Source organism: Streptomyces odontotermitis (genome assembly GCF_050510915.1).
Classification (GTDB): domain Bacteria; phylum Actinomycetota; class Actinomycetes; order Streptomycetales; family Streptomycetaceae; genus Streptomyces.
Window position 1 is genome coordinate 180,293 of sequence record NZ_JBNJLS010000015.1, and the last position, 12,595, is coordinate 192,887.

Sequence of the window (12,595 nt, forward strand, 5' to 3'; positions counted from 1 at the left end):
GCAGGGCTGGCCTGCAGCGCGCTCAGCCCTCCCACTCAGGGGGCGGTCCGCGGACGGTGGGTCGACGCCGGAATGGCGCAGGAGGAGTACGGTGCGGTCCGATACCGGACACAGACCGGCATCTCGCGCTGCTTCTCAAGAGGCGTGGTGGCGGGTCACGTTCGTTCGCGGGCTACCGATGCCGTCGCCTGACAGCACGTACGGTCCAGGCCGCATGGACGGTGGGTGCTGTCTCGGCCGGTCTGGTCCGGTTCTGCCGTTGCGCGCTGACAGGTCCCGGGCTCGTTAGGATCTTCGAATCATGGACGTGATGACGGGGAACGAGATGATCGCCATCCCGGCGGGGCAAGTGACGCTGTCGGACCGGCGCACGCAACGCAGTTGGTCGGTCGAGCTTGTGCCCTACGAACTGGCGGCCTTCCCGGTCACCCAGGCGTTGTACGCACAGATCGCAGATCAGCGCCCGAGTACCGCCCATGGCGACCAGTTGCCCGTCGAATGCGTCTCCTGGTGGGACGCGGCACGGTTCTGCAATGCACTGTCCCGGCGCGACGGGTTCACACCCGCGTACTGCTTCCACGCCGACGGCGAAGGCATCGAGTGGGACGCGTCCGCCGACGGGTACCGACTGCCGACCGAAGCCGAGTGGGAGCACGCCTGCCGTGCCGGCACGACAGGGCCGCGCTACGGGGAACTCGACGAGATCGCCTGGTACCGCGGCAACTCGCACGAACGCATCCACGACGTGGGCGGCAAACGCCCCAACCCGTGGGGGATTTACGACATGCTCGGCAACGTCTGGGACTGGTGCTGGGACGTCTACGACGCCGAGGTCTACGGGAGCTACCGGGTGCTTCGTGGCGGTGGCTGGTTCGATGAGCACTGGAGTTGCCGGGCCTCCGCCCGTCGCCGCAGCCACCCGACCTTCCAGGTCGACGATGTCGGTTTCCGTGTCGCACGTTCTCTGATGTGACGACCGTCTATGTCCGCCTCCAGGCGCAACGGCCGACGATCGAACAACCAGAGACCAGATCAACGGTCTTCAGCCTCGCTGCCATGCGCGTGGAGATCCCGTCACCGCCGTCGTCGGCTCCGGGAACTGAACCATCGCTTCCAGAGACCGGACCCTAGTCACCAAGGGTTCGACCGCGCCTCTTCGCGGCAGGCGGTCACCCCGAATCCGGGGCCGCGGCCTGCCGCGCGCACTCCTCGCAGAGGGGCCTAACCGAGGGTCCACTTGCCCGTGCGCTCGGGGTCCGGCCCGACCTTTTCCATCAGGTACGTCACGGACGTGATCTTCGCTTCCTTCGGCACCTCGAAGACGATCCAGCCGGTGACGCGCTCGCCCGGCTTGATGATCATGTTCGGGCCCAGGGAGTCGCCGACGGTGGGGGTTCCGGCGGTTCCCGGCGGCAGGCTCGAGTACGCCGATCGCCGACTTGGCGTGATTCTCGAACTTCTCCAACGTGAAGTCGGCCGCGATGGTGCCTGTGCCGTTCGGGCTGCCTTCCATCCCCACCAGCTTCAGGGTGTCGCCGAGCTTGCCGACCCGCGGTTGCGTGCTGCCGGTGGTGGCGCCGGGCGACTGCTCGCCGGCCGGCTGGGCGCTGCTGCTGGAGCCGGTGCCCTTCGTGGGCCGCGCGGGCCCGGACTTGTCGCTGCCCCCGTCCGAACCTCCGCATGCCACAAGGGCGGCGGTGAGCGTGACGACTGCGGCGGCAGCCGCGATGGAACGGCGTGTGGGAGCTGAGTGCCCAGGCCGTCGCGCAGCCACCGGTTCAGAGCGCCACTGGTGTCGAGGGATCGGCAGGAGTGGCCAGGAAGCACTGCTCACCGGGTGCGGTCTGCCTCTTCAAGAAGGGCGAGAAGTTCTCCTGGAACCACTTGCACACAGTGCGGAAGGTCCGCTGGGTCAAGTCGTGCTGATGTGTCACCTCGATGAGCTCGCTGAGGCGGACGACCTCGACCCGGAGACGGTCCTTCCGCCTTTGCGTGAACCACCTTCCGCTGCCGGGCTTGTAGCGTCTGCCGGGGCCGGGGCCGGATTGCTCGTCGCGGTGGTGCGGGAGAGGATCGGGGGCCGTGCCGGTGCTTGTGGCCGGCGGGGTACACGAAGGACAGGGTGGGGCGGGATGGGCGAGTATGGCCGGCGTCGGCGTCACCGTACGGTGGACCGGGTCGCCGCGATCTTGGAGGCTGCCGCGCGGGTGCCGGGCGGGGTGACCGTGGCCGAGGTGGCGCGGACGATCGGGGCGCCGGCGAGTTCGGCGCAGGATCTGGTCAACGGCCTTGTCGCGACGGGCTTTCTGCTGGAACAGCACGGGCGCTTCAGACTCGGGCCCGCCCCGCACGTCCTCAACCTCATCGCCGGCCGGGTCGTCCCCCGGATCAGCCAGGCCGAGCTCAATGAGATGAGCCGCGTCGCGGGCACCCCGGTGCTGCTCACGGTGCGGGTCGGGCTCGACGCCGTGCACCTCGCGCGCGGCGGCGAGGACGAGATACCCCGCCTCGTGCCGCTCGCCGACGAGCATGTGGCCCGGCCCCTGCTGCGTACCGCAGCGGGCCGTCTGCTGCTGGCCTTCACCGACGAGGCGGAGCGCCGAGGGCTGCTCGACGAGCTCGCCCGCCATGACTCCGAGGCGGTAGACGAGTTCCGCCGCGCTCTTCCGGCGATCCGCGCGTCGCGGATCAGCCGCAGCGAGGGGCTTGCCGATCCCGAAGTCAGCGCGCTGGCGATCCCCGTCACCGACGGCCCCGTCGTCACGGGTGCGCTGGTGCTGATGCACCGGCGCCGTGGCCGCTCGGAGCGGCTGAGCCTGGACCGGGCGGCGGCCCGGCTCCTCGCGCACCTCCAGGAGCAGCGGACGTGACGTTCGCATCGATTCACGGATATCCGTGAATGCGGGCGCTCATGCACTGCCGGGAACGAGCATCCCGGCATGACTTCGAACACGCTGACCACGGCCGAGCCGACGCCTCCGTCGTCCACGGGAGAGATCGTCTCCCGGCTGCTGCACACCCTCGGTGAACCTGATCCGGCCCGGGGAGCCGAGGACATCACCGTCGTCGGGGCCGACCCCCTGGTGCCCTCGGTGCACCGCCTCGCCGACGCCATGTCCGCCGCGATCGGCGTCTTCGGGCGGCAGACCGCAGCGGTCGGTGAACAGCGCGGTCACCGGCACCAGAGCGTGGAGGTGCAGGCCGGGGCATCGATCGACCAGCTCATGGCGACGTATCACACGACGCTCTCGGGGCGCCCGCTCGGCGCTCTGCTCGACGATCCGACGCTGCTCGGCAACAACGACTTCTACCGGGCCCGCGACGGCCGGTGGATCTTCATCATCACCACCTATCCGCACCTGCGGGACGCCGTTCAGTCCGTGCTGAACTGTGGCCTCGACAAGGTGGGCATCGCGCGGGCCGCGGCCGACTGGGACGCCTTCACGCTGGAGGAGGCCATCTGCGCGCGGGGCGGCGTCGCCTGCGCAGTGCGCAGCCGGGAAGAGTGGCTGGCCCACCCCGCCGGGCGGCACGTGGCCCAGCGCCCCGTCGTCGAGATCGAGCGCGTCGGCGACGGACCGGCCCGGCCACTCGAACCGATCGGGGAAGGAGACGAAGCGCTCGCGGGCGTACGGGTACTCGACCTCACCCACGTCATCGCGGGGCCCGTCGCGGCCCGCCTCCTCGCCCAGTTCGGCGCCGACGTGCTGCACGTGACGCGGCCCGACCGCCCCGACCCGATCCCGATGATCGCGATGACCGGCGGCGGCAAGCGCAACGCCTACTGCGACCTGCGCGACGCCCACGACCGCGCGGCCTTCCACGACGTGCTCCAGGATGCGGACGTCTTCGTGCACTCCTACCGGGGCCTTGCCCGGCACGGCGCGTCGACCGAGGAACTGATCCGGCGTCGCCCCGGGCTCATCACCCTCGAGTACCACGCCTGGGGCGCCGAAGGCCCCTGGGGCGAGCGCGGCGGGTTCGACCAACTCGCCTGCTCCGCAGCGGGGTTCGCCGTCGAGGAGTGGACGGACCGGCCGTCACTGCCGCCGACCTACCTCCTCAACGACTACCTCGCCGCGTACGTCGGGGCCGCCGCCGTGGCGACAGCCCTGCGTCGGCGCGCGGTCGAGGGCGGCTCCTGGCGGATCCGCGTCACCTTGGCCGGGGTGTGCCACTGGGTGCAGCAACTCGGTCTGCTCGCGCGGGAGGACGTACGCGACCTGCCCCGGCCCTCGGGCACGCCGCTCGCCGCGCTGTCGACCACCGCGACCGACTTCGGCCCGCTCACCGAACCGGCGACCCCGTTCTCCTACAGCGGGCGCCCGGTTCCCCAGCCCGGCCGGCGCTCCCCGCTCGGGTCCGCCCCACTCCAGTGGCGCTAGCCCGGCACCGCACCGCCCCCTCGTCCAACTCCTCTGGAGGCACTGGAAGATGCCCGAGAACCCGAGTGTTCCCGCCGGACGTGGACTCCTCGCCGGAGTCCGCGTCATCGAACTGGCCAGCGTGATCATGGCCCCGTACGCCGCTCAGCAACTCGGCGACCTGGGCGCGGACGTGATCAAAGTCGAGCCGCCCACCGGCGACATGACCCGCCACTACCCGCCACGGCGCCACCCCGGAATGGGCGGCCCGGCCCTCAACCTGAACCGCAACAAGCGCAGCGCCGCCATCGACCTCAAGACCCCGCACGGCCGCGACGCCCTGCTCGCCCTGCTGCGCACCGCCGACGTCTTCATCACCAATCTGCGCCCGCAGGCCCTGGCCAGGCTCCGCCTCGGATACGACGACGTCGCGGCCGACAACCCCGGCCTCATCTACGCCAATGCTCAGGGCTTCCGCAGCGACAGCCGCTACGGCACCCACGCCGCGTACGACGACATCATCCAGGCGGCCAGCGGGCTGGTCTGGCTCAACCACCAGGTCTCCGGCCAACCGCACTACATTCCCACGGTCCTCGCCGACAAGATCTGCGGCATGCAGATCGCCCAGTCGGTCCTGGCCGCGCTGCACTACCGGGAGCACGGCGGCACCGGACAGCACATCGAGGTCCCGATGGCCGACACCATGCTCGCCTTCAACCTGGTCGAGCACCTGGGCGCGGCCGCCCTGGAGGCCGACGGCGAGTTCGGCTCGGCCCGCTCGCTCAGCCCGCAGCGCCGTGCCCTGCGCACTGCCGACGGCTGGATGTGCATCCTGCCGCACAGCGACCGCAACTGGCGGGACTTCACCAACTTCGTGGGCCGCCCCGAACTGGCCGCCGACCCGCGCTTCGCCACCGGTCCCGACCGGGCCCGCAACGCCGACGCGTTCTATCCGCTGCTCGCGGAGCTGACGCCGCGGTACACCAGCGCCGAGTGGCAGGAGTTCTGCGACCGGGCGGGCATCGCCGCCGCCCCCGTGCTCGACCTGGAGTCCGCCGCCACCAGCGCCTACGCCCAGGAGGGCGGCCTGCTGCACGAGGCCGACCACCCGACCGAGGGCCGCTACCGGGTGATCGGCCGCCCGGTGCGCTACTCGGCCGACCCGGAGCCGCAGCTGCGGCCCTGCCCGGGCATCGGCCAGCACACCGACGAGGTGCTCCGCGAAGCGGGCTTCGACCCTTCCCTGTTGCACCCCACGGGCCGGCCGGTGTCCGCGGCGAGCTGACCGGTTCCCGTAACGAAATGAAGTGCATCCACCAATGCATCCACCAATGCATCCACCAATGCATCCACTAATTCACCCGCCACTTCACCCGTCACTTCACCCGCCCAGGAGCGAATGAGCCATGTCGCCTTCGACGCTTTCACCGACCGCGTTCCCCGAAGTCACCCTGCCCGAATCGGCCCGCAGGCTCCGCACCCAAGTGCGCGTCTTCATCGACGAGGAGCGCGCCCGCGGCACCGTGCTCGGCCGCCCCGACTCCTGGCTGGCCGGCTGGGATCCCGACTTCAGCCGCCGTCTCGCCGGGCACGGCTGGGTCGGCATGGCCCTGCCCACCGAGTACGGCGGCGCGGGACGCGGCTTCCTCGAGCGCTACGTGGTCATCGAGGAACTGCTCGCCGCCGGCGCCCCGGTGAGCGCCCACTGGGTCTCCGACCGGCAGGCCGGACCGTCCATCCTCCAGCACGGCACCGAGGAGCAGCGCCGCTTCTTCCTGCCGAGGATCGCCGCCGGGCAGTGCTTCTTCTCCATCGGCATGAGCGAGAAGAGCAGCGGCTCCGACCTCGCCTCGGTCGCCACGCGCGCCCGACGCACCACTGACGGCTGGCGGTTGACCGGCACCAAGATGTGGACCGGTGGCGCCCACGTCAACGACTACGCCATCGTCCTTGCCCGCACCGACGACGCCGAGGACAAGCACGCCGGCCTCAGCCAGTTCATCGTCGACCTGCGCAGCCCGGGCGTACGGGTCGAGCCGATCCACCTGATGAGCGGCGAGCACCGCTTCAACGCCCTCCACCTCGAAGGCGTCGACGTCCCCGACGGCATGCTGCTCGGGCAGCGCGGCGACGGCTGGAAGCAGGTCACCGGCGAACTCGCCTTTGAACGCAGCGGCCCGGAACGCTACTTGTCCACCTTCCCCCTGCTGGTCTCGCTGCTCCGCGAATTGGAGCAGCGCCCGGCCACGGCCGAACAGCTCACCCAGGTCGGCTTCCTGACGGCCCGTCTGCACAGCATCCGCCGACTGTCCCTCGGCGTGGCTGTCGCCCTGGACGCGGGCGCCTCGCCCGACACCCAGGCGGCCCTGGTCAAGGACCTCGGCACTCAGCTGGAGGGCACGCTCGTCAACACCGTCCGCGGCATCCTGCCGACCCCGGCCGACCCGCACGCCACCCCCGGCAGTCACTCCGAACTCCTCGCCTTCGCCCTGCTGCACAGCCCCGGCTACACCCTGCGCGGCGGCACCAACGAAATCCTTCGCGGCATCATCACTCGTGGTCTGGAGAAGCACTGATGAACACCCACACCATCGACGTCGGCGCCCCCGTCATCTCCGCGGACGCCTACGACACCACGGCCTTCTACGCCGATGCGGACGCCATCGCCACCGTCACCAACACCACCGCTCCCGACGCCGTGACCCTCCCCGCCGAGGACGCCGCCACCGCCGAACTCCTCGCCGCCGCACAGGAGTCGGGACGCCGCGCCGTCCCCGCCCCCCTTGCCGAGACCGCTCTGGTCGCCCGCCCACTGCTGCGCCGCGCCGGCCTCCCCGTCCCGGGCGGCGCGCTCAGCTACGCCATCGCGCCCGAGCTGACGATCCACTACGCCCGTCCGAGCGCCTCGGCCGTCGGCTCGGCCGGTTCCTCCGGCGACGACGACACCCTGCTGGTCACCGGCACGCTGCGGCGCGTCCCCTGGGCCCGCGCCGCCACCGCGGTGGTCGTCCTGGCCACCGCCCCCTCCGGCCCCGTCCTGTTCACCCTCACCCCCGACCAGGCCGTCCTCACCCCCGGCGCCAACCTCGCCGAGGAACCCCGCGACGACCTTCACCTCGCCGCCCTCGAGATCCCCGCCTCCCACGTCCGCCGTATCAACCCCCAACTGCTCGACGAGGCCCGGCTCCGCGCGGCCCTGGCCCGCTCCGCGCTGATCGCCGGAGCCGCCGAACGCTGCGTCGACCTGACGGTCGCCCACACCACCGCCCGCACCCAGTTCGGCCGTCCGCTCAGCCACTTCCAGGCCGTCAAGCAGGAAGAAGCACGGCTCATCGAGGAAGCCGCCCTCGTCCGTGCCGCCGTCCAAGCCGCCATCACCCCGCTGGACACCGGGGGAGCGGCCGCCCACTTCGCCGTCGCCGCCGCCAAGACCCAGGCATCCGCCTCAGCCGCCGAGATCGCCCGCATCGCCCACCAACTGCACGGCGCCATCGGCATCACCCAGCTCCACCCGCTCCACCTCGCCACCACCCGCCTGTGGTCCTGGCGCGACGAAGACGGCGACGAAAGCTACTGGGCCCACCGCCTCGCCCAGTCCCTGACCGCAGCCACGCTCTGGCCCGCTCTCACCACCACACCCTGAGCGCGCGCCCGCAGGGGCAGAGACGTGCAGGCATCGGGCACGTAGCAATGGTTCGGGTGCTGCCAGTGGTCGAACCGTCCCCCTGGCAGGGCCGGTTGCCACCAGGTCGTGTTCGGTGCAGAGAGACCAGAAGCCTGGGATTTGGCCGGCGGCTTTCGGTGCGTGAGTGCATGCCTTGGCGTTTGTCGGGTATGCGCATCGCGGCAGCAGATCATGTTCGGCCCTGGACCCTGGCCGCGCAGGCCCCAGACCCTGGTCTGTGTCTTGCTCGCCGGGCGGGGCCACCGCCCGCGTGGCGGTGGGCCCCGACTCCGACCCAAGCGTGGGTCTGCGCGCGGGGGCAGGCGTTCGTCAGGGCCGATGGCCATCCGGCAGCGAGCTCGGTTCGTTCCAGTGGGGCGAGACAGCGACCGCAGCCGCCCATCCCGATCACGGCCAGAAGCACGGCCGCACCGCAGTCCGTCCGGCCCCGCGTCCAGCGGTCCCGTACCGGGCGATGCCGCGCCGCAGCCGCACGTATCCGATCAACGGACGCCGGACATCCGCCTCTTCATGGCCGGCCGCACACGGCGGAGTGCGGCATGAGTGGTTAAGCGTTGGAGAGGGCCGCACCCTCCCCGAGTCGGGGATCGCACCCACCAGCCCACGGATAAGTGCCATCCACTATCGGCGGCACGTGTGACGCGTCCAGAGCCATGCGGAGGGGGTGGCGCATGTCGGCCGGCCACTCGCCTCGCGAGGCTGCTTCACTGAGCCAGGCCGAGCGGCGTCACCCCCAACCGAACGAAAAGGCACCACCATGAGCCCGAAGAATGCCGGGACTTCTGCGAGCTCCGCCGGACGCGGCAGCGCCTGGACACCGAGCAGGATTCTGACCGTCGCCCTGGCGGCGTTGGCGCTCGTGTTCATCTTCACGAACCTCGGACGGGTCAAGGTCCGCCTGATCTTCGTGGACGTGTCCACGCCACTCTTCCTCGCTCTCGCGGCCGTGTTCGCCATCGGTGTCCTTGTGGGCGGTTATTGGATGCGGACGCGCAAGTAGGCGGCCGCACAGGCCCTGGACGAGTTCTTCCGCATCTGATGCTGCATCTGCTTGGTTCCCGGCGGGTGCAGCATCACATGGTGTCCTGTTCGCTACCTTTGCCCCTGCAAGTAACAGTTTGCTTGGCGTGAGGGCAGGTGTGGCATGACGGCGCAGGAATCGGTTGGTACTGAGGAGGCCGAGGGCAGTCCGGACCGGCTGGTCGCCCTGTCGGACGGGATCTACGCGATCGTCATGACCCTCCTGGTCCTGGACATCAAGGTGCCGGACGGCCTGGATTCCTCGGGATTTCGGCATGCGGTCGCGCATCTGTGGCCGCAACTGGTCGCCTACGTATGGAGCTTCTACATCCTGGCGACCTTCTGGCGCGATCAGCGCAGGCTGTTTCTGCGCGTCCGTCGCGTGGACGCGCTCCTGCTGCGTCTCACCCTGGCCTCGCTCGGCGCCGTCGCCCTGCTGCCTTTCACCACCGCGCTGCTGGCCGATTACCGCACCCAGTCGTTGGCAGTCGCCCTGTACGCCGCCGTCATCACCTGCATCGTCGCCCTCCACCTGGCCATCGCCGCGACCGTGTGGCGCCACGGTCATCTGCAGGCCGTACCCATCAGCGACCAGTTCGGCCGCGCAGTCATCCAGGACCTCGGCGCCACCGTGATCGTCTTCGGCCTGTCCGTGCCCGTCGCCTTCGCCTCCCCGCTGGCAGCCCTCTGCGTGTGGCTCCTGCTGATCCCCACCAAGATCGCCACGGGGCGACAGGCCCGGTCAGCGAACCGCCGCAGTAGCCCCCGCCCCTGACCCGCCGTTCAGGCCCGGACGGGCACGCCGTGCCGGCATTCCTTTCGTCGAGTGAAGGTCGCAGTCCGTATCGCTCAGCGCATTCTCCCGATGGCCCGTCGCGATCTGACACAACCACAAGAGCGGAGCTGCCGTTACGCGGTCCCTCGTCGCGTGCGACCACTGAAGCCGACCGGAATGACTCGTCTAGTGAGCTGGTTTTGAGTTTCCGCCGCACCACGTGAGGCGCGACCAGCACCAAGCGCCTGGTCAGAGGCCCGCCGATCATGCGAGTGGCGGTGCGGAATCTCGAAATCGGGACACTAGAGGATCCACCACAAGACGAGAACAGCGACCGCGATGACGGCGAGGAAGAGAAGGGCCTTGGCCACGGGGGAGCGACGGGCCAGCCAGCGCCGGAGCAGCACAGTCCACCACTCCACTCGGACCACGGCACGTGTGGCCCATGCAAATTCCAGGGCGAGCAGGCTCAGACCGCCCAGCAGGAGAGGGATGGCAAGTTCAGGCAGCAGCACCATCAAAACCAGCCCGCCCAGGCTCATCAGCGCTCCTGCGCCCACGGCCAGGACCCGGACCACCCCTGATCGTCCGCGCAGCCGCTCCCGGCGAGCGGCAATGCGGGCGAGGGTGGCCCGGCTCGCCTCCTCTTGGCTCAGGCTCAGCGGGGTGTGGGACGGGGTTCGGTCAGCCATAGTTGTTGATCTTAGGAACAGTAGGTGGCGCCTGCCACGGGAGAAGTGCCCGTACCGGCCCGGACAGCGCTACACCGGTTCGCCGGCGAAGGCCGTGCTCTGCTCGACACGGTTGCTGTCTCGCTCTGATGCCGCGCGTGCTGCCGAGGAGGGGGCCCGATGAAAGCCGCGGAGCAGCCACGATGATCTTGAGGCGGGTGCTGGACCTCCCGCTCAATGAGATTCCTTCTCTGAGCGGCTTATGCGGTGCGGCAGCCCTCGGTCCGGCGGGGACCGAGGGCCTGTGCCGGGCTGCTACCAGGCTCTACGACCGGCGGAGCTGCACCGGCTCGTCGGCCAGGGCTGTGCGCAGGTTCGCCAGCACACCCGCCCAGGCTCGCTCGTGCCAGGCCACTGCCGTGGCGTCGTCGGCGGCGAAGCCGCGGTGCACCACGCTGAGGCTGGTGCCGCCCTCGGCGCCGGGCCGCAACGCGAGGGTGACGTGAGTGGGCGCCGGCGGCGGGTCACCTGCGTTCATGACCGGGCCCACTTGGTCGTGCAGGGGAGGCGAGGATGTCGATGGACTGACGAGGATGGATAACAGCGTCGACGCCGCCGAGGGGCGATCGGTTTTGGAGGTCCTGGGGTTTCCCTCATGAAAGTGGGACCAACGACTCCAGCTGACCCTGCGTGGGGGGGGGGGGCACCAAAGCGGCCCGGTGTCTGGCTGATCGCAATGGGCCGCTTGAAGTGAACTGCTTTCACATGACCGAAATTGTGCATCTCCCTATGTCATCTGATGCATTGACACCACAACGTCATCACGCTTGTATGCCCTCTGGTCCTCCGGTGGGGAGCCGGAGGCGCAACCGAGTTCTGGCGGGGGAATATGAGCGCGAACCGGAATGCCACGAGACTCTTACGGACTGCCACCCTGAGCGCGGCCGTCGCGCTCTGCTCAGTCACAGGGATGCTGCCCTCAGCCGCCTCAGCCGCCTCAGCCGCCTCAGCCGCCTCAGCCGCCTCAGCCGCCTCAGCCGCCTCAGCCGCCTCAGCCGCCTCAGCCGCCTCAGCCGCCTCAGCCGCGACGGGCGCTGCGGACACCGGCGGAACCGGTGTCGAGAGGATCAGCGTCGCGACCGACGGCGCCCAGGCCGACAACGACTCCACCGGCGCCTCGATCACGCCCGACGGCCGCTACATCGTCTTCGCGTCGTCGGCGACGAACCTCGCGCCCGGCGGCACGGAGGTAAACCCCAGGGTGTATCTCCGCGACCAGCGGGCGGGGCAGATCACGGGGATAGGACGCTATTCCCCCGATGGCCAGCCCCCTGCGATCAGCAGTAACGGGGTCTTCATCGCCTATACGGCGCCGCGGTGGGGGAGGGTATGGAAGGTTCGGGTACCCAACAACGCTCAGATGCCCCCTGACTGCGTCCCCACCTGCAACCAGCCGTCATGGAGCACGGACGGCCGCTACCTCGCCTTCGCCACCAACCAACGGCCGGATCAAACGCCCGGCCAAAAAGTCGAGATCGAAAACCAGGCGACTTTCAGCATCGAGACCATCGCACACCTCGACAACAGCTCCCCGTCCCGGCCGTCCATCAGCGGCGACGGCCGCTACGTCGCCTACCAGGACGGCCAGGCGCAGGACGTCTTCCTCTGGGACCGGGAGGACAGCAGCACCTCCGACCCGATCGAGGGCCCGGGCGTACCGGCGAGCATCGTCCAGCTCAGCGACAACGGCCGCAAGGTCGTCTACCTCTCGGGCGCCGACACCTACGTCTACGACATCCCCAACGCCACCACCCAACGGGTACCTGACGTACGCGGCATGGCCATCGACCCCACCGGCCGCTACCTGCTGTACGCCCCCAACGACACCGGCGGACCCGCGCTCACCCTGCGCGACCTGGAGACAGGCACCGACGAGACCGTCTCCAACCAACCCGCCTCGGCCGGAGTGGACTCCGTCAGTTCCGGCGGACGCGACGTAACCTTCCAATCCACGGCCGACGACATCGTGCCCGGCGACACCAACGGCAAGTCCGACATCTTCATCCGCCGCTTCTACTGA

12 protein-coding genes and 1 pseudogene are annotated in these 12,595 nt (G+C 69.9%); 10 read left to right on the forward strand and 3 right to left on the reverse strand.

The genetic code is table 11. From position 1 onward, the window contains the following. Nucleotides 1–301: 301 nt before the first annotated feature. Complete coding sequence (locus ACQB60_RS32320) at nucleotides 302–973, forward strand: formylglycine-generating enzyme family protein (protein WP_496929650.1); 672 nt, start codon at nucleotides 302–304, stop codon at nucleotides 971–973. 248 nt (nucleotides 974–1,221) lie between these two features. On the opposite strand, the gene ACQB60_RS32325 is transcribed toward ACQB60_RS32320, so the two are convergent. After that, nucleotides 1,222–1,362 (reverse strand): hypothetical protein, encoded by a 141-nt coding sequence (locus ACQB60_RS32325; RefSeq protein WP_496929651.1) that lies wholly within the window; start codon nucleotides 1,360–1,362, stop codon nucleotides 1,222–1,224. A gap of 770 nt (nucleotides 1,363–2,132) precedes the next feature. Between ACQB60_RS32325 and ACQB60_RS32330 the strand changes: the two genes are divergently transcribed. The 8 genes and pseudogenes from ACQB60_RS32330 to ACQB60_RS32365 all read left to right on the forward strand — a co-directional run. Then, on the forward strand, nucleotides 2,133–2,870 hold the full coding sequence (locus ACQB60_RS32330; RefSeq protein ID WP_496929652.1) for a helix-turn-helix domain-containing protein: 738 nt from the start codon (nucleotides 2,133–2,135) through the stop codon (nucleotides 2,868–2,870). 69 nt (nucleotides 2,871–2,939) lie between these two features. Continuing rightward, nucleotides 2,940–4,385 carry a CoA transferase gene (locus ACQB60_RS32335; RefSeq protein ID WP_496929653.1) on the forward strand — a complete coding sequence of 482 codons (1,446 nt, stop codon included), beginning with the start codon at nucleotides 2,940–2,942 and terminating at the stop codon, nucleotides 4,383–4,385. A 49-nt stretch (nucleotides 4,386–4,434) separates the two neighbouring features. After that, a complete protein-coding gene (locus ACQB60_RS32340) occupies nucleotides 4,435–5,649 on the forward strand; it encodes a CaiB/BaiF CoA transferase family protein (protein WP_496929654.1) in 1,215 nt (404 codons plus the stop codon). 121 nt (nucleotides 5,650–5,770) lie between these two features. Continuing rightward, the gene (locus ACQB60_RS32345; RefSeq protein WP_496929655.1) at nucleotides 5,771–6,940 is read left to right on the forward strand and encodes an acyl-CoA dehydrogenase family protein; all 1,170 of its coding nucleotides are present in this window, start codon (nucleotides 5,771–5,773) and stop codon (nucleotides 6,938–6,940) included. Beyond that, nucleotides 6,940–8,007 (forward strand): acyl-CoA dehydrogenase family protein, encoded by a 1,068-nt coding sequence (locus ACQB60_RS32350; RefSeq protein WP_496929656.1) that lies wholly within the window; start codon nucleotides 6,940–6,942, stop codon nucleotides 8,005–8,007. The genes ACQB60_RS32345 and ACQB60_RS32350 overlap by 1 nt, the downstream gene beginning before the upstream one ends. 799 nt (nucleotides 8,008–8,806) lie before the next feature. Beyond that, nucleotides 8,807–9,049 (forward strand): LapA family protein, encoded by a 243-nt coding sequence (locus ACQB60_RS32355; protein ID WP_496929657.1) that lies wholly within the window; start codon nucleotides 8,807–8,809, stop codon nucleotides 9,047–9,049. A 144-nt stretch (nucleotides 9,050–9,193) separates the two neighbouring features. Beyond that, the gene (locus ACQB60_RS32360; RefSeq protein ID WP_496929658.1) at nucleotides 9,194–9,844 is read left to right on the forward strand and encodes a TMEM175 family protein; all 651 of its coding nucleotides are present in this window, start codon (nucleotides 9,194–9,196) and stop codon (nucleotides 9,842–9,844) included. Nucleotides 9,845–9,901: 57 nt separating this feature from the next. Next, nucleotides 9,902–10,010, forward strand: a pseudogene (locus tag ACQB60_RS32365) (IS982 family transposase); the annotation flags it as partial. A gap of 136 nt (nucleotides 10,011–10,146) precedes the next feature. Here the strand turns inward: ACQB60_RS32365 and ACQB60_RS32370 are convergent. Continuing rightward, entirely contained in the window at nucleotides 10,147–10,536 is a 390-nt protein-coding gene (locus ACQB60_RS32370) for a hypothetical protein (RefSeq protein ID WP_496929659.1), read from the reverse strand. A gap of 304 nt (nucleotides 10,537–10,840) precedes the next feature. Further along, entirely contained in the window at nucleotides 10,841–11,053 is a 213-nt protein-coding gene (locus ACQB60_RS32375; protein ID WP_496929660.1) for an SRPBCC domain-containing protein, read from the reverse strand. A gap of 882 nt (nucleotides 11,054–11,935) precedes the next feature. On the opposite strand from ACQB60_RS32375, the gene ACQB60_RS32380 reads away from it, so the two are divergent. Beyond that, nucleotides 11,936–12,595 (forward strand): TolB family protein, encoded by a 660-nt coding sequence (locus ACQB60_RS32380; protein WP_496929661.1) that lies wholly within the window; start codon nucleotides 11,936–11,938, stop codon nucleotides 12,593–12,595.

Coding starts and splice junctions, on each gene's coding strand:
- ACQB60_RS32335 (WP_496929653.1), top strand. CDS start 2,940: ATGACTTCGAACACGCTGACCACGGCCGAGCCGACGCCTCCGTCGTCC.
- ACQB60_RS32355 (WP_496929657.1), top strand. CDS start 8,807: ATGAGCCCGAAGAATGCCGGGACTTCTGCGAGCTCCGCCGGACGCGGC.
- ACQB60_RS32345 (WP_496929655.1), top strand. CDS start 5,771: ATGTCGCCTTCGACGCTTTCACCGACCGCGTTCCCCGAAGTCACCCTG.
- ACQB60_RS32370 (WP_496929659.1), bottom strand. CDS start 10,536: ATGGCTGACCGAACCCCGTCCCACACCCCGCTGAGCCTGAGCCAAGAG.
- ACQB60_RS32340 (WP_496929654.1), top strand. CDS start 4,435: ATGCCCGAGAACCCGAGTGTTCCCGCCGGACGTGGACTCCTCGCCGGA.
- ACQB60_RS32330 (WP_496929652.1), top strand. CDS start 2,133: ATGGGCGAGTATGGCCGGCGTCGGCGTCACCGTACGGTGGACCGGGTC.
- ACQB60_RS32350 (WP_496929656.1), top strand. CDS start 6,940: ATGAACACCCACACCATCGACGTCGGCGCCCCCGTCATCTCCGCGGAC.
- ACQB60_RS32320 (WP_496929650.1), top strand. CDS start 302: ATGGACGTGATGACGGGGAACGAGATGATCGCCATCCCGGCGGGGCAA.
- ACQB60_RS32360 (WP_496929658.1), top strand. CDS start 9,194: ATGACGGCGCAGGAATCGGTTGGTACTGAGGAGGCCGAGGGCAGTCCG.
- ACQB60_RS32375 (WP_496929660.1), bottom strand. CDS start 11,053: ATGAACGCAGGTGACCCGCCGCCGGCGCCCACTCACGTCACCCTCGCG.
- ACQB60_RS32380 (WP_496929661.1), top strand. CDS start 11,936: ATGCCCCCTGACTGCGTCCCCACCTGCAACCAGCCGTCATGGAGCACG.
- ACQB60_RS32325 (WP_496929651.1), bottom strand. CDS start 1,362: ATGATCATCAAGCCGGGCGAGCGCGTCACCGGCTGGATCGTCTTCGAG.